Origin of the sequence: Mangrovibacter phragmitis (genome assembly GCF_001655675.1) — a bacterium.
GTDB lineage: Bacteria > Pseudomonadota > Gammaproteobacteria > Enterobacterales > Enterobacteriaceae > Mangrovibacter > Mangrovibacter phragmitis.
The window spans coordinates 62,058-86,720 of sequence record NZ_LYRP01000012.1; the positions used below are offsets into that span (position 1 = coordinate 62,058).

Sequence of the window (24,663 nt, forward strand, 5' to 3'; positions counted from 1 at the left end):
ACTTAAACTGGTTGCTGGTGGTGATGTTGCTGGCGTAACGCCAGGGGTAACCAGCAACCCAGCATCACCAGGCCCATCGCAGTCATTAACATGCCTGCACTGCTCTGGCTGGTTTGCGGTAACAGCGCAGAGAGCCAGGCCATCGACCCCGCACCCATATTTTGTAACCCGCCTACCAGCGCACCGGCAGTACCCGCTAAAAACGGAAAAGGCTCCATGGCACCACTGGTTGCTAACGGGAAAACCATTCCTGCGCCGAAGAAGAACAGCGCGGCAGGCACCAGCAGTGTCCAGATATTCATGACGCCTGCCCAACCGGGGATCCACATCAGCAAGCCTGCTCCCAGGCAACTGAGCACAGCCTGCCACATCAACGTGGCAAACCGCTTTCCTGCCCGCCCTGCATACCAGGCGCCAAAAAAGGCAGCGGGAATGGGCAGAATAAACAGAATACTCACGGTAACACTGTTCAGCCCAAGTACGGCACCCATCAACACGCCTGCACAGGCTTCAAATACAGCAATACCGGCCAGGCCACCGACCAGCATCAGCAGATAACAACAAAATGCGCGCTGGCTGAATAAGGTCCGATAATTACGCAGCAGTGAAGTGGGGTGAGCCGCCAGAGGGCGGGTTTCTGGCATAAAACGCGCAATACACAGCGTTACCGCCAGGCACAATAGCAACAGGAAAAGAAAACAGGCTCGCCACCCGGCAAAAGTATTAAGCACACCACCCAGTAAAGGTGCTAATAACGGGCTAACCAGAATACCCATATTTAACAGGCTGTTGGCTTTACGTAACGACAACCCCTCATATAAATCCCGCGGCATGGTTCGGGCCATCACACCTGCCACGCCGGTACCCATTCCCTGTAAACCGCTCGCCAGCACCAGAACAAAAAAGTGTGGTGTTGTTGCCGCAAGGAGCGTTGCCAGCATAAACACGCTCATTCCCACCAGAATAACCGGGCGGCGCCCTGTCCGGTCTGATATTGGGCCATAAAATAGTTGAGAAAGGCCGTAGGTCAGCAGATATGCGGCCATGACGCTTTGAATTGCGCCCTCCCGAACCTGGAAACTGGCCGCCATACTACTCATTGCCGGAATATAAATAGTTTGCGCCATCTGGCCGACACCTGTCAGCAAAATAAGCAGTATTAACTGCGGTTTATGCGTAAGCGTTTTCATGGAGATTGATTAGATAATTATTCTGTTAATGCAGGTTATGATTCTGCGTGATTCTTAATTTGCCGAGGAATCTACCATGAAAATATTCATGCCTCTATCCGGCCCCGATAATTCTTAACATTCCGGCGTATTTGGCTGAAAACAGATACTGGCAACTATTGTTGCCAGTTGCGGTGTGCGGCTGGATAGAGGTATTTCTGGTGCGTCAGCCGTTCCTGCCCGGCTACGGGAATAAACCCCAGCTGCTGGTAAAAAGCAAAAGCCGTTTCTGGTGCGTGGGTATTGAGGTGGTGAAATCCGGCGAGCCTGGCGTGGGCTTCCAGCGCATTGACCAGAGCAAAGCCCATTTTCTGGCGGCGAAACGCCGGGCTGATATAAAGATGGCGTAATCGCGCAGCCTGTGGGTGCGTGTCGAACGGGCACTGGTTGAGGCCGCCAATACCTGCCAGCTCATCGCCTGACCAGGCGGCCAGCAGAATTTCACCTGTTTTATTAAAACGGTTACTCCCGTCCTGCCAGTGTTGTTCAAGACGCGTGAGCATGGCAAAGCCTTCTGCCTGACTGGTTGCACAGAGTTCGGCAAAACCTCGTAGCGGCAGGGTAACAGGGGAAATCATCTTTAGCATCACTGTCGTTCAGGCCTTTATGTGGTGGTATTGGCTGGAATACCGTGCATGCGGATTGTCTGAATTGCGTACATATTCCAGCCAGGCAAGACTGTCTGACAGGTAAACGTGATTTGTATCACGTAAGAGATGTTCTGCAGGTCAACCCTGTTATCCGAACATTATTAATTTCATTTTACCTTTCAACAAGAAAGATATATTCGGATAAAACGCATGCGAAATATATCCGCAATATTTCTATCATAGTAGAAAAGTTACTAAAAAAGCCTACCAAATATTGTAGGTATGGGCTTGTGGGGCCTCATTCCTTCGTACTATTAGGACTATTCCTGGTTATTTTTGTAGGCATGATAAAATATGGTATGACCTATAAAATTAATACCAGATTATACACTCTTTTATGTGTGTTTTTTGTACATGTAAATGTACTTCATACTTATAGATATTAAATATCAGTATGTTGCATAACTTTTCTGATGCATAAGCGTGTCAAAATTCCCTTGTGGACATATGTAGAGCACACAGCAGTGCCTCCAGCAAACAGCGCCTCAGTTTGTAATTACATACAAGGGATTTTGGCTCCTTAAGTAAAATATATCCATGCTAAAACCGGTGGGATGAATATATCCATCTGGTTGTTGTGTTGCCTTTGTGGCAGTGAAAATAAAAAATAATGCTGTGCCCGGTCCTTATTGAGTAAGGTTCGTGCGGTAGCTTTGCCTTTACGCTTGTGAGTGCAGATTATTTCGTCAGTTGATTATTTCACCCCAGGGCATCACAGCACTGTGTAATAATGTTGCAAAGGTATAGTGCCAGATACGCTGGTCGATTAATCTTATACGCGTTATACCTTCAGATTGCTTACTGGCAGAGAGACCTTTAGTAGGGTTGCTCGTGGTGATGTCCCGCAATCTGTATGAAGTTTTTTATGGTTGGTTTGCCGTTATGCGCGACGGTGAAGGCAATCACTATCGTCCATGCCTGTGCATACAACGCCCCGGGTACGGCATCAAACTTTTGTCACTCCCTCTTTCAATGGAAGAATACGATGAAATTACGAATCGTCCTTGCTCTGTTATTTGTGTTCGGTGTGTCTGGTTGTGTGAAGCATCCACCGGCTGTGAATGATGACACTATCGTCAGCAGCACTGTTGATGGTGTGAAACTGACTTACCGTCATGCGATTACGCCACCGACAGAATTCCACCCGATTAATGAAGAGTACCGTGCGCTGTACAAAGCCTCTGTAATGAGCCGCCCTGATTTTGGCGGTAACGTCGTGCGCTATCTGGATAACGGTGGCACTTATCAGGTCCTCGGGCGTGTTCAGGATTACTGGATGGCTGTTGCTGAACAAGGTAAAGATGAGCTGATTGGCTATGTTCCTCTGCGTGCCGTCGTGAAAAGCGATTTGTACGAATCTACCTTGCGTAAAGATCGCCCGCGTAAACGCCGTGCAGCGAAGAAAGCCAACTGTGTGTCTGTTGATAGCAACAGCCAGGCATGCAAAAACACCAACAGCGGAACCTGGATTATTCAGTAACCCGCTTTCATGTGTGAATCCTTATGATGAAAACTCGTCTGATGCGCCAGGGACTCCTGGCGTTTTTCATGGTGGCGCTGGCACTGTTATCAGGTTGTGTTTCTTCATCGCGCACTGTGCCTGCCAAATACAACCTGGTGTTTATGGCGCACCCGCAGATAAACCAGTCTGCACCGCTTAAAATCCGGGTTTTTTTGCTCAAATCAGATGCTGACTTTATGTCAGCTGACTTTTATTCATTACAAAACAATCCTCAGGGCGTTCTGGGGGCCAATCTGCTTAACAGCGATCAGTTCTTCCTGATGCCAGGCCAGCAGAATAAACAGCTGACAGGCCAGAGCACTCCGGATGCCCGTTTTATCGGCATCATGGCGGAATACCAGTCCCTTGACGGTAAAAAATGGCGTGTCTCCTTGCCGTTACCCGCGCCCAGCGAAGACAGCTTCTACAAGTTCTGGAAATGGTCGTCAGACACCCTTGAGGCGCACCTGTTCCTGGATATCAATGGCATACGCGTTGTTAACGAATAACCCGTATTACAACAGGAAAGCAGTATGAACAAAGCAGAAAAGGTCGTGTGGACAGAAGGTATGTTCCTGCGTCCCCATCATTTTCAACGTGCGGAAAGCTACCTGAAAAGTCAGTTACGCGACTGGGGTATGCAAACCCGTCCGTACATGTGGGGTTTTCAGCACATTGAATTTGACGAAGCTTTACTGCGCCAGGGCTGTGTGGCGCTGAGCAGCGCAACAGGCCTGTTGCCCGACGGTACGCCCTTTTCTTTTACCCGGGCGGAAGATGGCCCGGCTCCGCTGGCTATTGGCGATAACGTGAATAACGCCCGTGTCGTTCTGGCTTTACCTGTGAGCCGTTCAGGCCGGGAAGCGGTGATTTTCAATGAAGCATCTGACTCTCTGGCGCGTTACATTGCCTGGGAAGCCGATGTTGACGATGACAATGACATGGCTGTGGGCAGCGCCACAGTCCAGTTTGGCAAATTACGCCTGCGCCTGATGCTGGAAAGTGACCTGACAGCGGAATGGACAGCGGTTGGTGTGGCGCAGGTTATCGAAAAGCGCAATGACAACCAGGTCCGCCTGGAAAACAGCTACATTCCCCCAATGCTCAATGCCATTAACAATGAGCACTTGTTTGCTTACCTGACAGATATGCACGGCCTGCTGGCACAACGCAGCCAGCAAATCGGCCAGCGCCTGAGTAAACCTGGCCGGTTTAATACCTCAGAAATGATTGAGTTCAGCCTGCTGGCGTTAGTGAACCGCCACCTTGGGTTATCTGAACACCTGCGCAGCCTGCCATTACTCCACCCGGAGCAATTGTGGCGTGAGTGGATTGGTTTCGCGACTGAACTTGCCTCCTGGATGCCACAACGTGCCCCTGCCGCCGGCCTGCCGGTTTATGACCATGACGACCTGGCATGGTGCTTTAGCAAACTGATTCTGCTGTTACGCCAGGGGCTGTCGCAGGTTATGGAAGAAAGCGCGATTCAGTTGCCACTTAATGAGCGCTCTCATGGCCTGAATGTTGCCACCGTGCCGGAAACCAGCATGGTGAAAGAATTTGGTTTTGTGCTGGCAGTGCGGGCCAATGTTCCCGGCGATGCCTTGCAAACCCATTTCCCCGCACAAATGAAAATCGCGCCGGTTACCAAAATTCGCGATCTGGTACAGCTCCAGTTACCAGGCATGGTGTTGCGTGCCATGCCCGTTGCTCCACCACAAATCCCCTGGCACGCTGGTTACAGCTACTTCCAACTGGAAAAAGGCGGGGAGTTATGGAAAGAGATGGAAAAATCAGGCGCATTTGCGCTGCATCTGGCCGGTGAATTCCCCGGGCTGGATATGGAATTTTGGGCTATTCGTAGCCACGCAGAATAATTCAAGGATACGCGCTAATTATGCAGGAATCTCAAGCCACAGGCGGTGATGCCATGTTTGCAGGCGCCAGCAGCGCTAATCCGCTGGTGGCGGCAGCTAATCCTTTACTGAATGCCATTGTTCAAATTCGCCACTCTGTTTCACACAACGACCCGGCAGGATTACGCCAACGTCTGATAGACGAAATGCGCCGCTTCGAAGTCCGTTGCCAGCAATCAGGCCTGGCATATGAAGTGATTGTCGGTGCGCGCTATTGCTTGTGCACCGCACTGGATGAAGCCGCCTCGCTCACGCCCTGGGGTAGCCGCAGTGTCTGGGCGGGCAGCGGTTTGCTGGTCACCTTCCATAATGAAACCTGGGGTGGTGAGAAGTTCTTCCAGTTACTGGCACGGCTTTCACAAAACCCGCGTGAGCACATCAACTTACTGGAAATGATCAACACCTGCCTGTTGCTTGGGTTCGAAGGGCGCTACCGCGTACTGGATAACGGGCGCACGCAACTGGAAACTATTAAACAACGTTTATGGCAGATGATCCGCGGTGTGCGTGGCCAGTATGCACCAGCGCTTTCTGTCCACCCGGAAGACCAGCCGGTGATGCGCAAATTGTGGCGCCCGGTTGTGCCATTATGGGCCTGCACCGCCCTTGCCGGGTTTATTGCCTGCCTGTTTTATATCGGCCTGAACTGGCGTCTCGGCGATTACACCAGCCCGGTGCTTGCGGCGGTGTATCAAACCACCTTGCCCGATGTCACCATTAAAAATCCGGCACCGCGCCACCCGCCTGTCCTTAACCTGCGGGCATTCCTTAGCCCGGAAATCAAAGCTGGCCTGGTTGCAGTGCGCGATGAATCAGACCGTAGCGTGGTTATCCTCAAAGGTGATGGTTTGTTTGCTTCCGCTTCAACCGTTGTCCGCGACCGCTACAAACCGGTGATTGACCGGGTGGCAAAAGCGATGGACAGCGTCAGCGGTAAAATCCTGGTTGTTGGTTACACCGATAACGTACCCATTCGCAGTGCGCGTTTTGCCTCGAACTACGAACTGTCTCTTGCCCGTGCCCAGTCAGTCACGGACATGCTGGAAAAACAGCTTTCCCGCCCGGAACGGGTGAAAGCGGAAGGGCGTGGCGACACCAACCCGGTGGCGCCTAATAACACAGCAGAAAACCGCGCCCGTAACCGCCGGGTTGAAATCACTTTACTTGTCTCGCCGGAAAATACTCAGGCTGAGCTGAACGGCCTTGCGCAAGGAAACTAAAGGATGTTGAGAGTTCTCCTTTCCATACTTACAAACCGCATTTTATGGGGGTTTGTTGGGGTCACTGCATTTGCAGCGGTTATCTGGATGATTGGTCCCCTGTTCTCCATTGTGGATACCCGCCCGCTGGAATCGGTACAAAACCGGGTTATCAGCATTGGTCTTATCTATCTTGTGTGGATCCACAGCCATATCATTCCGCGGATTTATAATGCCTGGCTTAACCGCAAGATGATGGAGAACATCAACAAGAATGCGGCAGGTGAAGATACAACAGCACCGGAAAACCGCCAGCGCCTGACCAACGAAGAACAGGTTCTGGCAGAGCGTTTTAACGATGCTTCACAGTTCCTGAAAAAAGCGCATTTCAGCCGCAGCCAGCACGGCCACCCGTGGTTACAGCGTTTCAGCCAGCAGTACCTGTACCAACTGCCCTGGTATGTCATGATTGGCGCACCGGGTGCCGGGAAAACCACAGCGCTGATTAACTCCGGTCTGCAATTTCCACTGGCGGACAAATTCGGGAAAACGGCGCTGCGCGGCATAGGCGGCACCCGTAACTGTGACTGGTGGTTTACCAACGAAGCCGTCCTGCTGGATACCGCCGGGCGCTATTCAACCCATGAAAGCCAGCAAGCGCTGGATGCCAGCGAGTGGCAGCGTTTTATGGGGCTGTTACGTAAATACCGTGGCCGCCAGCCCATCAACGGCGTCATCATGACTATCAGCATTTCCGACTTGCTGACACTGTCGCCGGAAGCAATGCAACAGCAGGCAACCAATCTGCGTCAGCGCCTGGCAGAGCTTCATGAGCAACTGGGTATTCGCTTCCCGGTGTATGTGATGGTCACCAAAGCCGATTTGCTTAAAGGGTTCAGCGCGTATTTTGCCGGGCTGGATAAAGCCCAGCGTGAACAAATCTGGGGCTTTACCTTCCCCTGGTCGCAATCCAGCCTCGCCAGTTTCGACCTGATGGGCGCGTTTACTCAGGAATATGCGTTATTGCAACAACGCCTGGATGCCGGGCTACCCGATATCATGTTACAGGAAAGCGACCCGCAAACCCGTGCGGAAAGCTACCTGTTCCCACAGGAATTTGCCGCACTGCGCCCCTTGCTGGCCGATTACCTCAGCACTGTTTTTGCCCGCTCTAACTTTGAAACCGAATTCTCTCCACGCGGCATCTACTTTGCCAGTGGTACCCAGGAAGGCCTGCCTTTCGACCGCGTAATGGGCGACCTGGCGCGCGCCCTGAACTTACCGCAGGATAACGGCGGCGACAACAAGAAACAAACCAATGATGCCTGGGACAGTGTCAGCAAAGAAGCGCCAATACCTGGCAACAAAGGCCAGAGTTACTTTATTAAAAACCTGCTGCAACGGGTGATTTTCCAGGAAGCCGGAATTGCCGGGCAAAACCGCTGGTGGGCTATTCGTAACCGGGCGGTTATCTGGTCGGGCTATGCTGCACTGGCAGCGGTGTTGGTGGTGCTGGCAGGTTTATGGCTTACCAGCTACGGCAACAACAAAGGCTATTTAGCTGAAGTGCAGGCGAAAGTGCCGGGTGTTCAGGCGCAGAGTAAAGCATTACAGACTAACGACAACAGTGATTTGTTCGATCTCCTGCCATTCCTTAACAGCCTGCAAAATCTGCCCAAAAGCGATGCTGTGGATATTAACTCTCCGGGGATAACCTGGCGAATGGGCTTGTATCGCGGTAACGAAGTCAGCGATGCCACCCAGTCGTTATACCAAAAAGCGTTACAGGAAATGGTATTGCCAGCCGTCGCACAGCGGATTACCACCTGGCTACGTAACGACAACGGCAGCGATGTGGAATACAGCTATGAAGCGCTGAAAGCCTACCAGATGCTGTACCAACCGAAGCATTACGATGGCAAATTCCTCCATGCCTGGGTGATGTTCAACCTGTCACGTAATTTGCCGCGCAATGTTACGCAGAATGAACTGCATCAAATGGAGTGGCACCTGACCCAACTGCTGGAAAACCAGATTCAGTCTTCGCCTTACGCCAAAGATGACGAACTTATCCAGCGCGAACAGCAATTGATTAACCAAAACCCGCTGTCTGTCAGGGTTTATGGCCGCCTGAAACGCTTGCTGGAGCACGATGATTCTCTCCAGCCCGTTTCGCTGGCAACGCTGGGCGGGCCACAAAGTGAACTGGTGTTCTCACGCAAAACAGGCAAGCCAATCACCGAAGGTGTACCAGGCCTGTATACGCCGGATGGTTACTGGAATCACTTTGAGAAACAAATCGCCAGTGTGACTGCCTCGTTACACGAAGACGATGCCTGGGTGCTTGGTGCGCCACAAAAAGAAGACCCAAAAGCCATTAATGAAGCTGTGCGCCAGCTTTATGCGCGTGATTTTATGGCTGCCTGGGATAACTACCTGGCGGATATCCAGCTGAATAACAGCGCAGACCTGACTCACCGCATTAATACGGCCCGCGTGTTATCCAGCAACAATTCACCGTTACGCCAGTTAGTCATGAACCTGAGTAAAGTGCTCACGCTTTCCCGGGCCAGTAATAATGCGCCAGAAGATAAAAAAGCCGCCGCGGATGACAACAGCAGCGCATTGACCAATTTATTTGGCGCAACCAGCAATGGTGCTATTGCCGCAGCACAAACACCGGAACAACAAGTTACCGATCATTACGCGCCAATCATCGAACTGGCTCAGCCACTGGAAAAAGGCGGCAAAGCCATCGTGTTTGATGATTTCCTCAAACAAATTGATGACCTGTACCGTTACCTGACCGCAGTGCAGGACGCTGCAAATAGCGGCATGCCCGCACCTGGTGGCGATGCCATCAGCCGCCTGCAGGCCAGCGCAGGGCGCTTACCTGGTGGCCTCAACAATATGTTTACCAGCATGGCGGTGGGCGCAAGCTCAGATACCCAGCGCCGCGATATGGACAATATTCGCAAACGCCTGAATGTGGAAATTGGCAGTTTCTGCCGCCAGGCTATTGCCGGGCGTTACCCATTAGTGCGCAGTGCTCACGCAGATGTCACTCCGGATGATCTGGCGCGCATGTTTGCGCCGGGAACGGGCTTAATGGATGCCTTCTTCCGTGACAACCTGACAAACCGGGTCGATACCACTCAGGCGCGCTGGCGGTTTACCCCAGGCATTGATGGCAAAACCCTGCCAGGCGGTGAAGCTATTCTGCGGCCTTTCCAACAGGCGCAATACATTCGCGATGCCTTCTTCTCAAATGGTGCAACCACACCGGGTTACAAAGTGACGATACGCACCATTCGTATGGATAACGATATTTTGACACTTTCGCTGGATGTAGACGGGCAACTGCTGCGTTACAGCCATGGGCCGCAGGCGGTAAAACTGGTGAGCTGGCCAGGTACCGGCGGCACCAACCAGGTGCGGATGCAACTGGGGCTCGCCAATGGCACGACATCCACGCTGGTAAGCAGCGGCCCGTGGGCGCTTAACCGGTTCTTTGACCGGGCGAAACAGTCTCCTGGCAGCAACAGCCTGAGCCGCCAGGCAACCTTTACTGTTGACGGGCACAGCGTGACGCTTGAGTTCACCCCCAACAGCATTCGTAACCCGTTCCAGCTTTCTGGCTTTTCATGCCCTTAACCGCAAGGAATGTTGAATGAGCAACTACCCTGTACCGTGCTGGTTTGGGAAATTGCCCAGCACCGGTGACTTTTTGCAGCGCCGCTTTCCCGATGCGCTGCAACGCCAGTGGTCGCACTGGTTCCAGGTCGGCCTGCATAACTGGCAAAACCAGCAAAACCAGAATGATCCGCTCCACGGCGCAAAACGCGAATTCCATAAAGCGCCAGTGTGGAATTTTGCGGTACCGCCCATGCTGGGCAGCCAGGTTATCCAGCTCGGTTGCCTGCTTCCCGGGCGAGACAGTGTCGGGCGGCAGTATCCGGTATGCGCCCTGAGCGCATTCAGCCCGGCTGAATGGTCGCCCCAGTGCCTGGCACTGGCGGAACCCTGGTACCAACAGCTGGGCCGCACCCTGATGACCGCTGTCAGAAACGGTTTCGCCGGTGAGCAACTTGACCAGGCTCTCTTAAGCATTCCGTCGCCAGTGGTGCCGGAAGGGGATGCCCAGTCAGACATTCTGGATGTCATTGGTTATGACGATGCACCCGCAGCACTGAGCTGGCGCCAGGCGGCGGAATGTTTTGAACCACAACGGCAAACCAGCTTTTGGTGGACAAACCGCTGTGATGGCTACCCGCTATACACCCATGTACACAGTGGCAACTTCACCAGCCAGTTATTCTCCATGCTGTTTGACCCCGCAGGTGGTGCTCAACCTGGCCGCCACGGGTTGTATCCTCCCATGTTTGACTGACAGGTAATTCATGAACATAGACGCGTTTCTGGCCCCGGTCAGCGCCGACAAACCTTGTGGCGATAACCTGGAGTACGATGCCGATTTCCAGGCAATGGAACAGGCAAGCCAGGGGAAAGCAGAGCAACAGTTTGGCGACACCATTATCCCGGCAGAGCCGGCGGACTGGACCAAAGTCGAGAAACTGGCCACCAGCCTGCTGGAACGCAGTAAAGACCTGCGGGTAATGATGGCGCTTATCCATGCATGGACCCGGCGACGGGGTCTGCAAGGTTATGCTGATGGCCTGCTGCTGATTCAACAGGCGCTGGTGCTCTACTGGGAGCCACTGTATCCCCTGCTGGAAGAATATGGCGAGCGGGATCCGTTTTACCGTTTAAACGCGCTGGCCGCACTGGGTGATGGTTCCGAACTCACCACGGCTGTACGCCAGGCCGCATTACTGCGCAGCGCAGCCGACACACTTTCGCTACGCGATGCCTGTAGTTTACTGGATGGCAGTAAAACCGAGTGCCCGGATTACCCCGGCGGGCGTCCCCGCCTGGTAGATGAACTGGCACGCGGTGGGCAGCCTGGCATTGAAGCCTTGCTGCATATTCGTGAACGCCTGCTCACTATTCGTGAAGTGCTCAGCGAACAACTGGGCGAAAGCGCACTGCCGGAAATGGAAGTGTTGCTGAAAACAGTCAATACGGTGGCTCAGGCCTGCGATGCAACGGATTTATCCACCCTGATCCCCGGCCTGACAGGCGAAAGCCAGGCGGAGGGCAACACAGTGGCTGAATCTGATGAACAACAACCCGCTGCGGCAGCACGGAATGTGGACTGGCGCAGCATTCAACCGGCAACGCGTGAAGATGCACAACTGATGCTGGAAAAAGCGCGCCAGTATTTCCTGCTGTATGAACCGAGCCACCCGGCACCGCTGCTGATTGAACGTGTACAGCGGCTGATTGAAATGAACTTTATGGACATCATTCGCGACCTCGCGCCCGATGGTGTCCACCAACTGGAAAATATTTTCGGGCGCCGTGATTAACTGGCGCACCCTCTTGTGGCGAAGGCACAGCGCCGTCGCCTCACCTTCACCGCGCATATTCGATGGAGAACACCATGGCAATGAGTAACAGTGGGCAGAAATTTATTGCCCGTAACCGCGCACCCCGCGTACAGATTGAGTACGACGTAGAAATCTACGGTGCGGAGCGCAAAATTCAGCTTCCTTTCGTTATGGGCGTGATGGCGGATTTGGTGGGTAAACCTGTCGAGCCTTTAGCCCCGGTAGATGAACGTAAGTTCCTTGAAATTGATATTGATAATTTTGATGAACGGATGAAGGCGTTGAAACCGCGTGTAGCGTTCCAGGTTGACAACACGCTGACCGGCGACGGCAAACTGAATGTCGAACTGACCTTCGACAGCATGGATGACTTCCTGCCAGACGCCGTTGCCCGCAAAGTGGAACCGCTGAACAAATTACTGGAAGCCCGCACCCAACTGTCCAACCTGCTGACCTACATGGATGGCAAAAATGGCGCGGAAGCCCTGATAGCGAAAGTGCTGCAGGACCCGACATTACTGCAATCCCTGAGCCAGGCACCCAAAGCGGCAGACACCGCCAAAGGTGGCGAGGAGTAATCGATGAGTAACCAAACTGAACAACAGCAAAACAGCGCTCAGACGTTTACCCAGGATGAATTCAGCGCGCTGCTGAGCAAAGAATTCCGCCCGAAAACAGACCAGGCGCGTGAAGCAGTAGAAAGCGCGGTAAAAACCCTGGCACAACAGGCGCTGGAAAATACCGTCACCATCTCCAGCGATACCTACCGCACCATTCAGGCGCTGATCGCGGAAATTGATGAAAAACTTTCCGAACAGGTTAACCAGATTATTCACCACGACGAATTCCAGAAACTGGAAAGCGCCTGGCGTGGCCTGAGCTACCTGGTGAACAACACCGAAACCGACGAGATGCTGAAAATCCGCTTTATGAGTGTCTCCAAACAGGAACTGGGCCGTACCCTGAAACGCTTCAAAGGCGTGGGTTGGGACCAGAGCCCGGTGTTCAAAAAAATCTACGAAGAAGAATATGGCCAGTTCGGTGGCGAACCTTTTGGTTGCCTGGTGGGCGATTACTACTTCGACCACAGCCCGCAGGATGTTGAACTGCTGAGCGAAATGGCGCGCATTGGCGCCGCAGCACACTGCCCGTTCATTACCGGCTCTGCGCCGAGCGTCATGCAAATGGAATCCTGGCAGGAACTGGCTAACCCGCGCGACCTGACCAAAATCTTCCAGAACACGGAATATGCGGCATGGCGCAGCCTGCGTGAATCTGAAGATGCCCGCTACCTGGGCCTGGTAATGCCGCGCTTCCTGTCCCGCCTGCCTTACGGTGTGCGCACTAACCCGGTAGACAGCTTCGATTTCGAAGAACAGGTGGATGGCGCTAACCACGACAGCTACACCTGGAGCAACGCAGCTTACGCAATGGCGGCCAACATCAACCGTTCATTTAAAGAATTTGGCTGGTGTACTTCTATTCGCGGCGTGGAATCTGGTGGTGCAGTAGAAAACCTGCCTTGCCATACCTTCCCAAGTGATGATGGCGGTGTGGATATGAAATGCCCCACTGAAATCGCCATCAGCGACCGCCGCGAAGCAGAACTGGCGAAAAACGGTTTTATGCCGCTGGTTCACCGCAAAAACTCTGACTTTGCTGCCTTTATTGGTGCTCAGTCACTGCAAAAACCAGCGGAATACCACGATGCCGATGCCACTGCGAACGCCCGTCTGGCCGCCCGCCTGCCGTATCTGTTCGCCTGCTGCCGTTTTGCGCATTACCTGAAATGTATTGTGCGCGACAAAATTGGTTCATTCCGCGAACGCGACGATATGGAACGCTGGCTGAACAGCTGGGTGATGAACTATGTGGATGGTGACCCGGCGAACTCCTCGCAGGAAACCAAATCCCGCAAACCGCTGGCCGCGGCAGAAGTGCAGGTGGAAGAAATTGAAGATAACCCGGGCTACTACGCCGCGAAATTCTTCCTGCGCCCGCATTACCAACTGGAAGGCCTGACTGTTTCACTGCGTCTGGTTTCCAAACTGCCATCACTGAAAACCAATGATGCGTAATGCACAGGTAAAAATTCGGCCGTGTATTTTTGGCGAAATACACGGCCGCCAGGTCTGAACCTTATTCAGGGGGTTCAGGCTTAAGGCAGAGGATACAGGGACTGTGTAGACGCACCTCTGATTTCCATTTGCCATATTAGCGCTTTTTACAAGCAAAACTAACCAATCAAAGAGTAGAGATTATTATGGCTATTGATATGTTTTTGAAAGTCGACGGTGTGACGGGTGAGTCCAAAGACTCTAATCACTCTGGCTGGACTGATATCACTTCTTTCTCCTGGGGTGCTTCTCAGCCGGGTAACATGAGTGTTGGCGGTGGCGGCGGTGCCGGTAAAGTAAACTTTAACGACCTGCACGTTAATGCCCTGATCGACAAATCAGCAACCGCTATCATGAAATACTGTGCGAACGGTAAACACCTGACCAAAGTTGAACTGTCAGTATGTAAAGCAGGTGGTCAGCAGGTGGAATACGCCCGCATCACTCTGGAAGAAGTTCTGGTAACTTCTGTTCAGTACACTGGCGCTGATAACGGCGACACCGTTGGTGTTACCTATGCATTCCAGGCTGCTAAAGTGAAACAGCAGTACTGGGAACAAACTTCTTCCGGTAGCAAAGGCGCTGAAAGCTCCGTTGGCTGGAATATCAAAGAAAACAGCGAAGCGTAAGCGGGTTGTTGATGGCGATCCCGGAAGGGATCGCTTTTTAGTAAGTTGACGAAGAGATTAGGGGGGAAGATGTCATCAAGAAATCCTGTATCACCTGGTTATTGTGTCGTTCAACAACCTGGAACATTAGAATATCAAACAACACTTTTATTTAATGATCCAAGAAGTGATGATGCACAGTACTTTATGCGATTGAATTCAGATACGAAATGGTTGAAACCTGGGCAGATTCTCATCATCGCAGAGAATACTAATTTGCCATATGAAACTCCAGCCCTTCTCTATCTTAGAGAGGCGAAAAGAAAAGTTAACAATGCTTTATCTACAATTGGTCTTGAAACAGCTGATTTTTTGAATAGAAATTATTCAACAATAGCGTCATTAGTGTCTTGGGGGGATACAATAGCAGGAAATACTGGGGATGCGGGAGAAAAATTATTTAGACAAGTGGAGTCCATTCTTAGAAAAATAGAACTAACTTACCAAAATCAATATATAACCCAAGGCTCTCTGATTAGTGAGCAGTTTTTTCAGGATAGAAGGGTCCTTTTTGGTCAACTAAGTCCATTGTTGAATAAATTTACCAGAAAAATTATTGGATTAAGAGATTACTCGGATATTAAAAAGGCACTTGGTCTTTCATCAAAATCGATAGTGCATGAATGGAGTACAGTTGGAGTAGGTAGTATTATTGGTTACTCTACATATATTGATCGTGCTGCCCGAGCTGCACAGTATATGAAAATAGGTGGGTGGATAGCTTTAGGTTTTTCTTTTTTGGGAACATCTAACGATGTCTATCATGCGTGTAGTGTTGGAAGAGAAAATGATTGCGCCAAGATAGCACTTAGGAAGTATAGTAGTTTTGGTGGAGGCGTGGCAGGTGCAACAGTTGGCGGTATGGCCGCAACGGCATTAGCCGGTCCAGTATGTCTTGCTCTGGGTGTTCCTACTATGGGAATAGGAACGGCGGTGTGTGGTGTGGCGGTTGGTTTAGTAATGACTTCAATTGGGACTTGGGCCGGAAGTGCTCTAGGCGAGCATGCGGCTGATGGTGCTAATTATTTGATATATGGTGGAGAGTAAATTGAAATACTCCTTATTATATATAATTTCAGTGGTGGTTTTTTTCATTTTTATGATGCTGATCTCTTTGGCGGTATATGTGTTATATAAAAAAGAAAATGAAAAAGTTAATGAAGCATATGATAAGTTAAAAAAACATGGTTTTTTGCCGAATGACTTTTTTTCATTGCAGGAGAATATTGGTTTTCTAGGGTTTGGATCACGAGTTTTTATTCTCTCAAAAATTCTGGATGGGAAAAACTTTCCACTTAATAAAAATATTGTTTTTGACTCAAGGTCTGCGAGAGAGTTTCTGAACCAAAGTAATTTTAAATGGATTGGTTATTATAAGATCCTTGTATTTCTTTTAATTTCTGGATTTTTTGTGTTAATTGTCGCGGCACTTGCTACATGATTTTTTTCTTATTCTAAATAAGTGGTTTTATTAATTTATCATGGTTAAGCTAATTTAATTTTAGGCGATGGAAAAGACGTTAACTAATAGTTAAACTTTAAAATAATATCCTTCACTGCATTAAATTTGTCTTTAGATACTGAACTTTTGTGTCATTTCATTTGTACTTTGTTAGCAACTAATCGTATGCCACACCGGTTGCTGTTTTATCTTACAAAGTGAGACAAATCTCAACTTCATTTTGATATTCTACCTTTGCTCCCCAAACGCTGCAGGCCTTACCAAAAGACCTGCAACGTTTGAGCGCTCATTATACCCAGGCAGGAATACGTTATGCGATTCACGATAATCACCAACAAACCGGGTCAACAACCGCCACAAACCAGTTGCGATTTCTATCCGCCAGGCGGCACCATTGGGCGCGGTTCCGATAACAACCTGGTGCTGCCAGATGAAACGCGCACCATTTCTCGCCTGCAGGCGATAGTGCATATCACAGCAGAAGGCACCTGCCGCATCACTAACCGTGGCAACATCACCCGCGTGCTGCTGAATGATATTCCGCTGGATCGTGGCCGCCAGGTTGAGCTCGAAGACGGCGATATTCTGGGTATTGATGAATACCGCCTGCAAGTTACGGCACTGGGGGCGCAGCCGACTGCGCCTCAACAACCTGCTGCACACCATGCCGCCAGTGCCGTTCCTCATAAAGCGGCACCTGCGCCGGTTCGCCCGGTGTCAGCTGCTCCAGCACAACCATCTGCTGTAAACGCCGATGGTACAGCGGCTATCCCCAGTGAAATCTGGGACAGCCTGATGCAGGAATTCTCTATTTCCGACAACATTTCCAGTAGCCCGGTGAGTGGGAAAGGCGAGCACACCACGGTGGAACCTGGCCACAACCCCTTTGCCGAGCCTGAAAGTGTTGAGCGTAACCCGGAAGACCCACTCGCCCAGTTCAATACCAGCGAGCCGCTGTTTAACGAGAAAAAACCGCAGACTGATAACTTATTCGCCGAGTCTTCACTGTTTAGCGGTGACAGTATCTTTGAAGACAATACCCCGTCTTCACTGGTTCAGCCGGAAACCGCGGAAAATAAACCAACTGTTGGTAGCAGTGAACTGGATCCACTGGCTTTATTCGGTGCCAGCGAAGCCGCTCCCGCGGCACGTAATCACGATGACCCACTGGGCCTGATGATGGGTAATGCTGTGCCATTAACGGTACCAGGCAGCACCACTAAGCCGCAGGAAACAGTAACACCGACAGAGCGGCATCATGCAGCAGAACAGCCACATGCCACAAAACCCTCTGTGGCAGAACAACCTGCTCATGAACCAGAGCCTGCGGCCACACACCACGAAAACCCGGTTTCTGCACTGTTTGAAACGGCATCACTGGCCTCTTCACCGTTGTTTGATGATGACGAGACAGCCACGACTGTCACACCAGCCGATATACTGGTAACACCGCCGCCAGTGCAGGAAAACGCAGAAGAAACCATACCTGCCAGCACAACACAAGCCGCCAACGGCTACGAAGGTATCACCCTGCCCACTCCGCAGGCTGTGCAACGTGCCCATGTGCAGACACCTAAAGGCCGCCTGCGAATTGACCCGGTCGCCTCGCCGTCGTCTGCCGACAAATCTGCGCAGGTCACCAGCCAGCAAGGCGAAGGCGATGTATTACAGGGCGAGTTACTGGCTGCATTACTGGAAGGTATGGGCCTTGGCGACATGCAGCCCGTCCCTCAGTTTGATAAAGAAAACATGCGCCAGTTTGGGCAAATGCTGAGTATGTTTTCGCAGGGTACAGTAGCACTGCTCTCTTCCCGCTCCATTCTCAAACGCGGTGTCAAAGCCGATATGACTATGGTGCTGGACGACGCCAACAACCCGTTCAAACTGCTGCCTTCCGGGAAAACGGTGCTCATGCAAATGTTTGGCACACGTATGCCTGGCTTTATGCCACCGCGTAAGTCAGTGCGTGATGCCCTGATAGACTTGCAGGCTCACCAGTTGGGTATGATTTCCGGTATCCGGGCGATTATTGCCGCTATGCTGCAGTCGTTTAACCCGGAACAGCTCGAAGAGCAGGCCCGGGAAGATGGCGTGGTGTCGCGCATTGGTTTACCCGGCAGCCGTAAAGCCGCCTTGTGGGATTACTTTGTGAAAACCTACGGCGAAACCGCCGGAGAAATTGAAGATGACTTCCACACCTTGTTTGGTGAAGCATTCCTGCACGCTTACGACATGGAAGTGAACCAGTACAAAGACTCACAAAGTGGATCAGAAGAAGAATGAATATCACCATGGCATCGCTCTCCCAACAAGGAGAGCGGACAAGCAACCAGGATCAAACCGGTGAGGTGATTGGCGAGCGCGCGGCATGCTTTCTGGTGTGTGATGGTGTTGCGGGTAACGCAGGCGGCGAGGTTGCCGCGCGTATCGCCCGTAATGCCATCCTGACCGAGTTCGATGGCGAACAACACCTCAACCCACAGTTCATTCGCCAGTATGTGAATAACGCCAACCAGGCGATTCGCAGCGAACAGAAAAACGACCAGGACAACAGTAAAATGGGTACCACGCTGGTCAGCCTGTTTATTGACCGGGATTACCACCTGGCGTACTGGGTCCATGCAGGCGACAGCCGCCTGTATTTATTCCGGCGCGGTTTTTTATACCAGGTTACCACCGATCACAGCCTGATCCAGCAGTTAAAAGATGCCGGGCACCAGACCGAAGGTGTCAGCAGCAACCTGCTCTATTTTGCTCTGGGCATGGGTGATGAACGCCGGGAAGCCAGCTACAGCGATGTGGTTCCCGTAGAAGACGGCGATGCGTTTTTGCTGTGTACTGATGGTTTTTGGCATGGGGTAACACAAGAACAGATGCAGCAGTCCTTGCAGATGGTAAACACGCCACAAGAGTGGCTGACCCTGATGCACCAGAGCCTGCGTAAACATGGCGAAACCAGTGACGATACACAGGATAATTACAGTGCGATAGCCGTATGGGTTGGTCAGCCACAAGAAACCACGCTGATCCACTCGCTGGCGGAGGCCGCACAATTCTTTCCCCTTCGTGATTGATTGAAACGAACAAGGATTTATATGAAATATTGGCTTTCGGGTTTACTGGCGTTGTTGGCGGCATCGTCCAGCGCGTGGGCAGAAAATTACCGGATTGTTCAGTCACCGTCTCTGAAGCTGGATGTCTGGATAGACAACATCCAGGACAACACAGCAAAAAGTTGGTGTACCAGTGAATTACCGCTGCGAATTGTCGCGAACGGCGAGAAAAAACCGGAAATCCTGCAGGCTTTCCTGCCGCAGGTTGGCAAATTGCTACAAAGCCAGTGCGGCACACTGAACACCCTGCGCTGGGAAATGACGGCACCGGATGGCAAGAAACTGGCTACCGGTACCGCAGAGAAAAAGCATGACTGGCGTGTTGATATCGCACCCGCTGCTCAGGTTATTACCGCTGCCATTCCTCCTGCGAATAACCAACGTGCAGAGGATCTCTCACCGCCAGCAGATCGCACGCCCTGGTTTGAATTCAACCTGAAAGATGGCTGCCGCCTGCGCACTTTCTGGCAGGGTGGCAGTGCCTCTCAGGCCCTGTTTATTCCGGCAAAAGACGACGGGAAATGTGAAAAAGGTGGCTGGCTGAATGGCCGGGGTAAAGTTACCCAGCAGGGCCAGAATGGTAGCCAGACTATCACTATGACCTTTGTTCACGGCTTCCCGGTGGCCGGGTTTAACCCAACAGCTAACACCAACACGTTGCTGATTGCCTCCGTGAATAACGAACGCATGGTGGTGAGTGACGAACGTTCCCCGCAAAGCTGGCTGATTATGCAGTATGTCCCGCGCATTAACGGCTGGCAGGTGGATGGCACCGTTGCGGTAGAAATGCCGCGCGACCAGGCCAGTGACGGCGATAAACTAAAAGCGCGTCTGGATGAAGTACGCAAAGTATGGGGACCCTATCTGGAGCCGAATACCGCGCTGACTATCCAACTGGTGGATGCCGTGCATCTGCAACTTAAAGACCCGGCAGCAGGCGCATACCATACGCTGAAGTAACCTAACCACCACAAGGAATGATTATGCACACCCTCTACCAACAGATGGCCGGAGATTCGCTGGCAGAAACCCTGACGCGCCTGGAAAGTAATATTAAATCCCGGCCTGCGGATGCGGACCTGCGCGCAGCGTTTGTTCAGTTGCTCTGTCTGGCGGGCAACTGGCAGCGAGCCCGCACCCAACTGAAAAGCTGGGCGGCGCTAAAACCTCAGGCACAACCCACAGTGACCTTGCTGGAACAGGCTATTGAAGGTGAGTTAACGCGCGCGCGGGTTTTTGCCGGTGAAACGGCACCCAGAATGCCTGAACAGGCCTGGCCCTGGGTTCACCATCTGGTTGACGCACTGGCACGGGAAAATGCCGGTGATAGCGCCGCAGCCCTGGCGCTGCGAGAACAGGCGCTGGAAGCCGCTGAACCCAATCCAGGTTCTTTACAGGTTAACGAGGAAAGTGTGGCGTTTGGCTGGCTGATGGATGGCGATGCCCGCCTGGGGCCGGTGTGCGAATTTATCGTCAACGGGCATTACTTCTGGGCGCCATTTTGCGCCATTCGGGAAATCATTTTTCAGGCACCGGCGAGCGTCACCGACCTGGTGTGGCGCCATGCCCGGATAACGCTGGTGGATGGCAGTGAACAAGTTTGCCAAATTCCTGCGCGCTACCCGGTAGATGCCAGCACGGAAGACCGTTTTCTACTGGGGCGCGAAACTCACTGGGCAGCACTGGACGAAGAGGGTGCGTTTTGTCTCGGACAGGGGCAGAAAGTGCTGCTCAATGCTGATGATGCTTATTCCTTGCTGACACTGGACACGCTGGCATTCGCTGGCTCCGAATCTGACCATGAGTAATCACGACCAGAACGCTAACCCTTCTGATCTGCTGCGAGCCGGCTACCGCCAAAGGGTCGGCAAGCAGACGGTGGGCGCGCGCGACAAAATGCAGCCATCATTGCTGGACCGGCTGACAGATGACGCGCCCGACCAGCAAAAAGAACCGGCCAGCCATAATCTGATTTCCCACAGCACACTGCGGCGCAACGTGCTGCGTGACTTACAGTGGCTGTTCAACACCATCAACAATGAAGCGCAGAATGATCTGCGCGATTTTGCCCATATTCGCCGTTCGGTCGTGAATTTCGGTATCGCTCCACTGGCCGGGAAACGGATGTCGGAAATTGAATGGCAGGATATTCAGCGCAAGCTCACCGAAGCTATTCTGGCTTTTGAGCCCCGCATTATTCCGCAGGGGCTGCAAGTGCGCTGTTTGTCTGACCCGCAATCGCTGGATGCGCACAACGTTTTGTCCATTGAGATAAAAGGCCGGTTGTGGTGTGTCCCCTGGCCGCTGGAATTTCTGTTCCGCACTGATGTGGATCTGGAAAACGGGCATTTTGAGTTAAAAGACGCAGGCTGATTATGGACAGTAAACTTCTCGACTATTACAACCGCGAGCTGGCGTATCTGCGCGAAATGGGCGCAGAATTTGCCAGTCGCTATCCCAAAGTGGCCGGTCGGCTCGGGATGCGGGGTATCGAAGTCGCAGACCCTTACGTCGAACGCCTGATGGAAGGCTTTGCCTTTCTGACCTCGCGTGTCCAGCTAAAAATGGATGCGGAATTTCCGCGCTTCTCCCAGCGCTTGCTGGAAATGTTCGCGCCAAACTACCTTGCCCCCACGCCCTCTATGGCGATTGCCCAGCTCCAGCCAGATATGCAAAAAGGCGACTTGAGTGATGGCTTCACCGTGCCGCGTGGCACCATGATGGACAGCCTGACGCTGAAAAAAAATGGCGTCACCTGTGCCTGGACTACCGCCCATGATGTCACGTTGTTGCCATTGCATATCAGCAACGTGGAACTGGGGGGCGTCCCGGCCGATGCACCACTGATGGCGATGGGGCTGAGCCAACGAGGCGCAGCCAGCGCACTGCGCATTCGTATTGCCTGTAATGGCAAGAATACGCTGGAAAATCTCAACTTCGACCGGCTGGATTTTTTCCTCAGCGGCCCGGACATTGAAGCACAGAAATTACTTGAACTGGTGATGCAGCACTCCGTGGGGCTGTTTTGCCAGACGGTGGCGCCATCGCCGCAACGTATTGTACTGGGCGATGACGCCCTGACCCAGGAAGGGTTCGCGCCGGAACAGGCGATGTTGCCCGATGACCTGCGAAACTTCGATGGTTACCGCCTGCTACAGGAATATTTCGCATTCCCGGCGCGTTGCCAGTTTATTGCTGTCAGCCAGTTACACAACTTGCTGGCGAAAAGCGCCGGTGCCAGTGCGTTTGATATCGTTATTTTGCTGGATAAAGCCGACAGTGCGCTGGAGCGCATAATTGATAAAGCGCACTTCTCGCTACACTGCACCCCGGTTATCAACCTGTTCCCTAAATATGCCGAACGGCAAAAAATTCAGGACAGCCAGGGCGAATACCACCTGGTTGTCGATAATGTCCGCCCGCTGGATTACGAAATCTATGCGGTGAAAAATATCTATGGTTCGCGTACAGATCGCCGTGAAGAGCAGGTATTCCGCCCGTTCTGGCAATCATTCAGTAGTGACCACGGCAACTATGGCACCTATTTTTCGTTACGCCGTGAACAACGCGCCCTGTCTGAGCATGCATTACGTTATGGCACCCGCACTGGCTATGTCGGTTCCGAAGTGTTTGTTTCACTGGTAGATGAAAACCATGCGCCCTGGTCCGACAGCCTGAGCCACCTGACAGCAGAAGTGCTGTGCACCAGCCGGGATTTACCGCTGATGCTGCAACAAGATTTGGGTGAGTTTGTGATGCCGGATTCGTTGCCCGTTGCCGGTATCACTTTGCTTAAAGGCCCCACTCCGCCGCGCCCGGCGCTGGCCGAAGGGGTTGCCACCTGGCGGCTTATCAGCCACCTGCAAATGAATTACCTCAGCCTGATGGACAGCGAAAACGGTGAGGGCGCTGAAGCCCTGCGCCAGTTGCTCGGGCTGTATGGCAACCTGGCGGAAGTGCCAGTCGCCCGCCAGATAGACGGCCTGCGCCGTTGCCAGTTGCGCCCGGTACACCGCCGGGTACCCGAGCCAGGGCCAATTGTCTTCGCCCGGGGTATTGCCATTGACCTGCAAGTGGACGAACAGGATTTCTCCGGGTTCAGCCCCTGGCTGCTCGGCAGTGTGCTCGAGCGCGTGTTCTCACGCCTGGTGGCAATCAACAGCTTTACGGAAGTGACACTGACCAGCCAGCAACGCGGTGAAATTGGCTGGTGGGGGCCACGCATGGGGAAACGGGCACTGATATGAGTGAGACCTCAACACCTGAAACCCGGCTACCCACGGTTAAGCGGGTAACCCGCCTGGCAGATAACTTCTGGCCTGCTGTCATGGCTGCGCCCTGGCGTTATGACCTGTTTCAATTGTTGCGCCGGGTTGATGCCCAGGGCGGTGGGCGTTATCCCCTGGGGCGTGCGCCGTTACCCCGTTTTGATGCCTTACGGGTTGCCCAGCAGCCTTCGATGGCGTTTGCGCCTTCCACTCTGGCAACGGTAAAAGAACTCGACGGCCGCGATTTACACGAGGTTTCGATTTTCAGCTTCGGGTTATTTGGCCCCAACGGCCCGTTACCGGTGCACATGACAGAATACGTGCGTGAACGTATCTATCACCACCAGGACGACTCACTGAGCGCGTTTGCCGACTTGTTTCACCACCGCCTGAGCTTGTTGTTTTACCGCGCCTGGGCCGATGCGCAACCCACCGTTTCGCTGGACAGGCCGGATAACCGCCGTTTTGAAGATTACCTGGCCTGCCTCACAGGTATGGGGTTGCCCGGGCAGCGCCACCGGGGAAGCCTGAGTGAACATGCCCGGTTTGGGCTGGCCGGCCACCTGACACGCAGTGGTCGCGATGCTGAAGGGCTGGAAAAAATGCTGCGCCACTATTTCCAGGTACCGGTGCGGGTACGGGGCAATATTCCGCACTGGATGCCGATAGCCCAGCGTGACCAAACCCGGCTGGGCGGCCACGGGCGACGCGCTCCGCGCCTGGGTGAATCCACGTTTGTGGGCATTGCAGTACGCGATGTGCAGCATAAATTCCGTCTCGAAATTGGCCCGTTAAGTTTGCAGGACTACCAGCGGTTCCTGCCCGGCGAGCGCGAAGTGACCGAATTACGTGACTGGGTACGCCAGTACCTGGGCACGGACTATGCCTGGGATGTGCGCCTTATCCTTAAAGGTGCCGAGGCAACCGGCGCAACACTGGGTGGCAACAACCGCCTGGGGTACAGCGCCTGGCTGGGCGAGCGCCCGGAAAAACCCGACCGCCATGATCTGGTGTTTATGCCTGAGCCAGAACACAGCTAACACATGCGTTGGGTTTACAACAATAACAACACTGTATTTCAGGCACCAGG

21 protein-coding genes are annotated in these 24,663 nt (G+C 52.8%); 19 read left to right on the top strand and 2 right to left on the bottom strand.

All coding sequences use genetic code 11. The features are described from left to right. Nucleotides 1-2: 2 nt before the first annotated feature. Nucleotides 3-1,190, bottom strand: coding sequence for a multidrug efflux MFS transporter EmrD (emrD, locus tag A9B99_RS10540; protein WP_064597284.1), 1,188 nt, complete (start codon nt 1,188-1,190; stop codon nt 3-5). Between the two features lie 155 nt (nt 1,191-1,345). Continuing rightward, nucleotides 1,346-1,816: a GNAT family N-acetyltransferase gene (locus tag A9B99_RS10545; RefSeq protein WP_064597286.1), complete on the bottom strand. Its 471-nt coding sequence runs from the start codon at nt 1,814-1,816 to the stop codon at nt 1,346-1,348. A gap of 1,048 nt (nt 1,817-2,864) precedes the next feature. Here A9B99_RS10545 and A9B99_RS10550 point away from each other — a divergent pair. From A9B99_RS10550 to tssG, 19 genes are all read left to right on the top strand, one after another. Continuing rightward, nucleotides 2,865-3,359 (top strand): hypothetical protein, encoded by a 495-nt coding sequence (locus A9B99_RS10550; protein WP_064597288.1) that lies wholly within the window; start codon nt 2,865-2,867, stop codon nt 3,357-3,359. Between the two features lie 26 nt (nt 3,360-3,385). After that, entirely contained in the window at nt 3,386-3,889 is a 504-nt protein-coding gene (tssJ, locus tag A9B99_RS10555; RefSeq protein WP_082917870.1) for a type VI secretion system lipoprotein TssJ, read from the top strand. A gap of 24 nt (nt 3,890-3,913) precedes the next feature. Continuing rightward, entirely contained in the window at nt 3,914-5,257 is a 1,344-nt protein-coding gene (gene tssK, locus A9B99_RS10560) for a type VI secretion system baseplate subunit TssK (protein WP_064597290.1), read from the top strand. A gap of 20 nt (nt 5,258-5,277) precedes the next feature. Next, nucleotides 5,278-6,516 carry a DotU family type VI secretion system protein gene (locus A9B99_RS10565; RefSeq protein ID WP_064597292.1) on the top strand — a complete coding sequence of 413 codons (1,239 nt, stop codon included), beginning with the start codon at nt 5,278-5,280 and terminating at the stop codon, nt 6,514-6,516. A gap of 3 nt (nt 6,517-6,519) precedes the next feature. Continuing rightward, nucleotides 6,520-10,149 carry a type VI secretion system membrane subunit TssM gene (gene tssM, locus A9B99_RS10570; RefSeq protein WP_064597294.1) on the top strand — a complete coding sequence of 1,210 codons (3,630 nt, stop codon included), beginning with the start codon at nt 6,520-6,522 and terminating at the stop codon, nt 10,147-10,149. A 16-nt stretch (nt 10,150-10,165) separates the two neighbouring features. Further along, nucleotides 10,166-10,885: a type VI secretion system-associated protein TagF gene (tagF, locus tag A9B99_RS10575; protein ID WP_064597296.1), complete on the top strand. Its 720-nt coding sequence runs from the start codon at nt 10,166-10,168 to the stop codon at nt 10,883-10,885. 10 nt (nt 10,886-10,895) lie between these two features. Next, nucleotides 10,896-11,924 carry a type VI secretion system protein TssA gene (tssA, locus tag A9B99_RS10580; protein ID WP_064597298.1) on the top strand — a complete coding sequence of 343 codons (1,029 nt, stop codon included), beginning with the start codon at nt 10,896-10,898 and terminating at the stop codon, nt 11,922-11,924. Between the two features lie 74 nt (nt 11,925-11,998). Next, nucleotides 11,999-12,523: a type VI secretion system contractile sheath small subunit gene (tssB, locus tag A9B99_RS10585; protein ID WP_064597300.1), complete on the top strand. Its 525-nt coding sequence runs from the start codon at nt 11,999-12,001 to the stop codon at nt 12,521-12,523. A gap of 3 nt (nt 12,524-12,526) precedes the next feature. Next, on the top strand, nt 12,527-14,023 hold the full coding sequence (gene tssC, locus A9B99_RS10590; RefSeq protein WP_036113868.1) for a type VI secretion system contractile sheath large subunit: 1,497 nt from the start codon (nt 12,527-12,529) through the stop codon (nt 14,021-14,023). A gap of 185 nt (nt 14,024-14,208) precedes the next feature. Next, on the top strand, nt 14,209-14,691 hold the full coding sequence (locus A9B99_RS10595) for an Hcp family type VI secretion system effector (RefSeq protein WP_064597302.1): 483 nt from the start codon (nt 14,209-14,211) through the stop codon (nt 14,689-14,691). A 69-nt stretch (nt 14,692-14,760) separates the two neighbouring features. Next, the gene (locus A9B99_RS10600; protein WP_064597303.1) at nt 14,761-15,777 is read left to right on the top strand and encodes a hypothetical protein; all 1,017 of its coding nucleotides are present in this window, start codon (nt 14,761-14,763) and stop codon (nt 15,775-15,777) included. Between the two features lies 1 nt (nt 15,778). Then, nucleotides 15,779-16,171 (top strand): hypothetical protein, encoded by a 393-nt coding sequence (locus A9B99_RS10605; protein ID WP_156519038.1) that lies wholly within the window; start codon nt 15,779-15,781, stop codon nt 16,169-16,171. A gap of 333 nt (nt 16,172-16,504) precedes the next feature. Then, entirely contained in the window at nt 16,505-18,475 is a 1,971-nt protein-coding gene (gene tagH / locus A9B99_RS10610) for a type VI secretion system-associated FHA domain protein TagH (protein ID WP_064597307.1), read from the top strand. Beyond that, nucleotides 18,472-19,266, top strand: coding sequence for a PP2C family protein-serine/threonine phosphatase (locus A9B99_RS10615; protein ID WP_064597309.1), 795 nt, complete (start codon nt 18,472-18,474; stop codon nt 19,264-19,266). Before tagH ends, A9B99_RS10615 begins: the two co-directional genes overlap by 4 nt. A gap of 21 nt (nt 19,267-19,287) precedes the next feature. Further along, nucleotides 19,288-20,265 carry a hypothetical protein gene (locus A9B99_RS10620; protein WP_064597311.1) on the top strand — a complete coding sequence of 326 codons (978 nt, stop codon included), beginning with the start codon at nt 19,288-19,290 and terminating at the stop codon, nt 20,263-20,265. Between the two features lie 23 nt (nt 20,266-20,288). Continuing rightward, on the top strand, nt 20,289-21,113 hold the full coding sequence (locus tag A9B99_RS10625; protein WP_064597312.1) for a type VI secretion system accessory protein TagJ: 825 nt from the start codon (nt 20,289-20,291) through the stop codon (nt 21,111-21,113). Then, the gene (gene tssE, locus A9B99_RS10630) at nt 21,106-21,678 is read left to right on the top strand and encodes a type VI secretion system baseplate subunit TssE (RefSeq protein ID WP_064597315.1); all 573 of its coding nucleotides are present in this window, start codon (nt 21,106-21,108) and stop codon (nt 21,676-21,678) included. The genes A9B99_RS10625 and tssE overlap by 8 nt, the downstream gene beginning before the upstream one ends. Before the next feature lie 2 nt (nt 21,679-21,680). Next, the gene (gene tssF, locus A9B99_RS10635; RefSeq protein WP_064597317.1) at nt 21,681-23,552 is read left to right on the top strand and encodes a type VI secretion system baseplate subunit TssF; all 1,872 of its coding nucleotides are present in this window, start codon (nt 21,681-21,683) and stop codon (nt 23,550-23,552) included. Further along, the gene (gene tssG, locus A9B99_RS10640) at nt 23,549-24,613 is read left to right on the top strand and encodes a type VI secretion system baseplate subunit TssG (protein WP_064597318.1); all 1,065 of its coding nucleotides are present in this window, start codon (nt 23,549-23,551) and stop codon (nt 24,611-24,613) included. Before tssF ends, tssG begins: the two co-directional genes overlap by 4 nt. Nucleotides 24,614-24,663 lie beyond the last annotated feature (50 nt).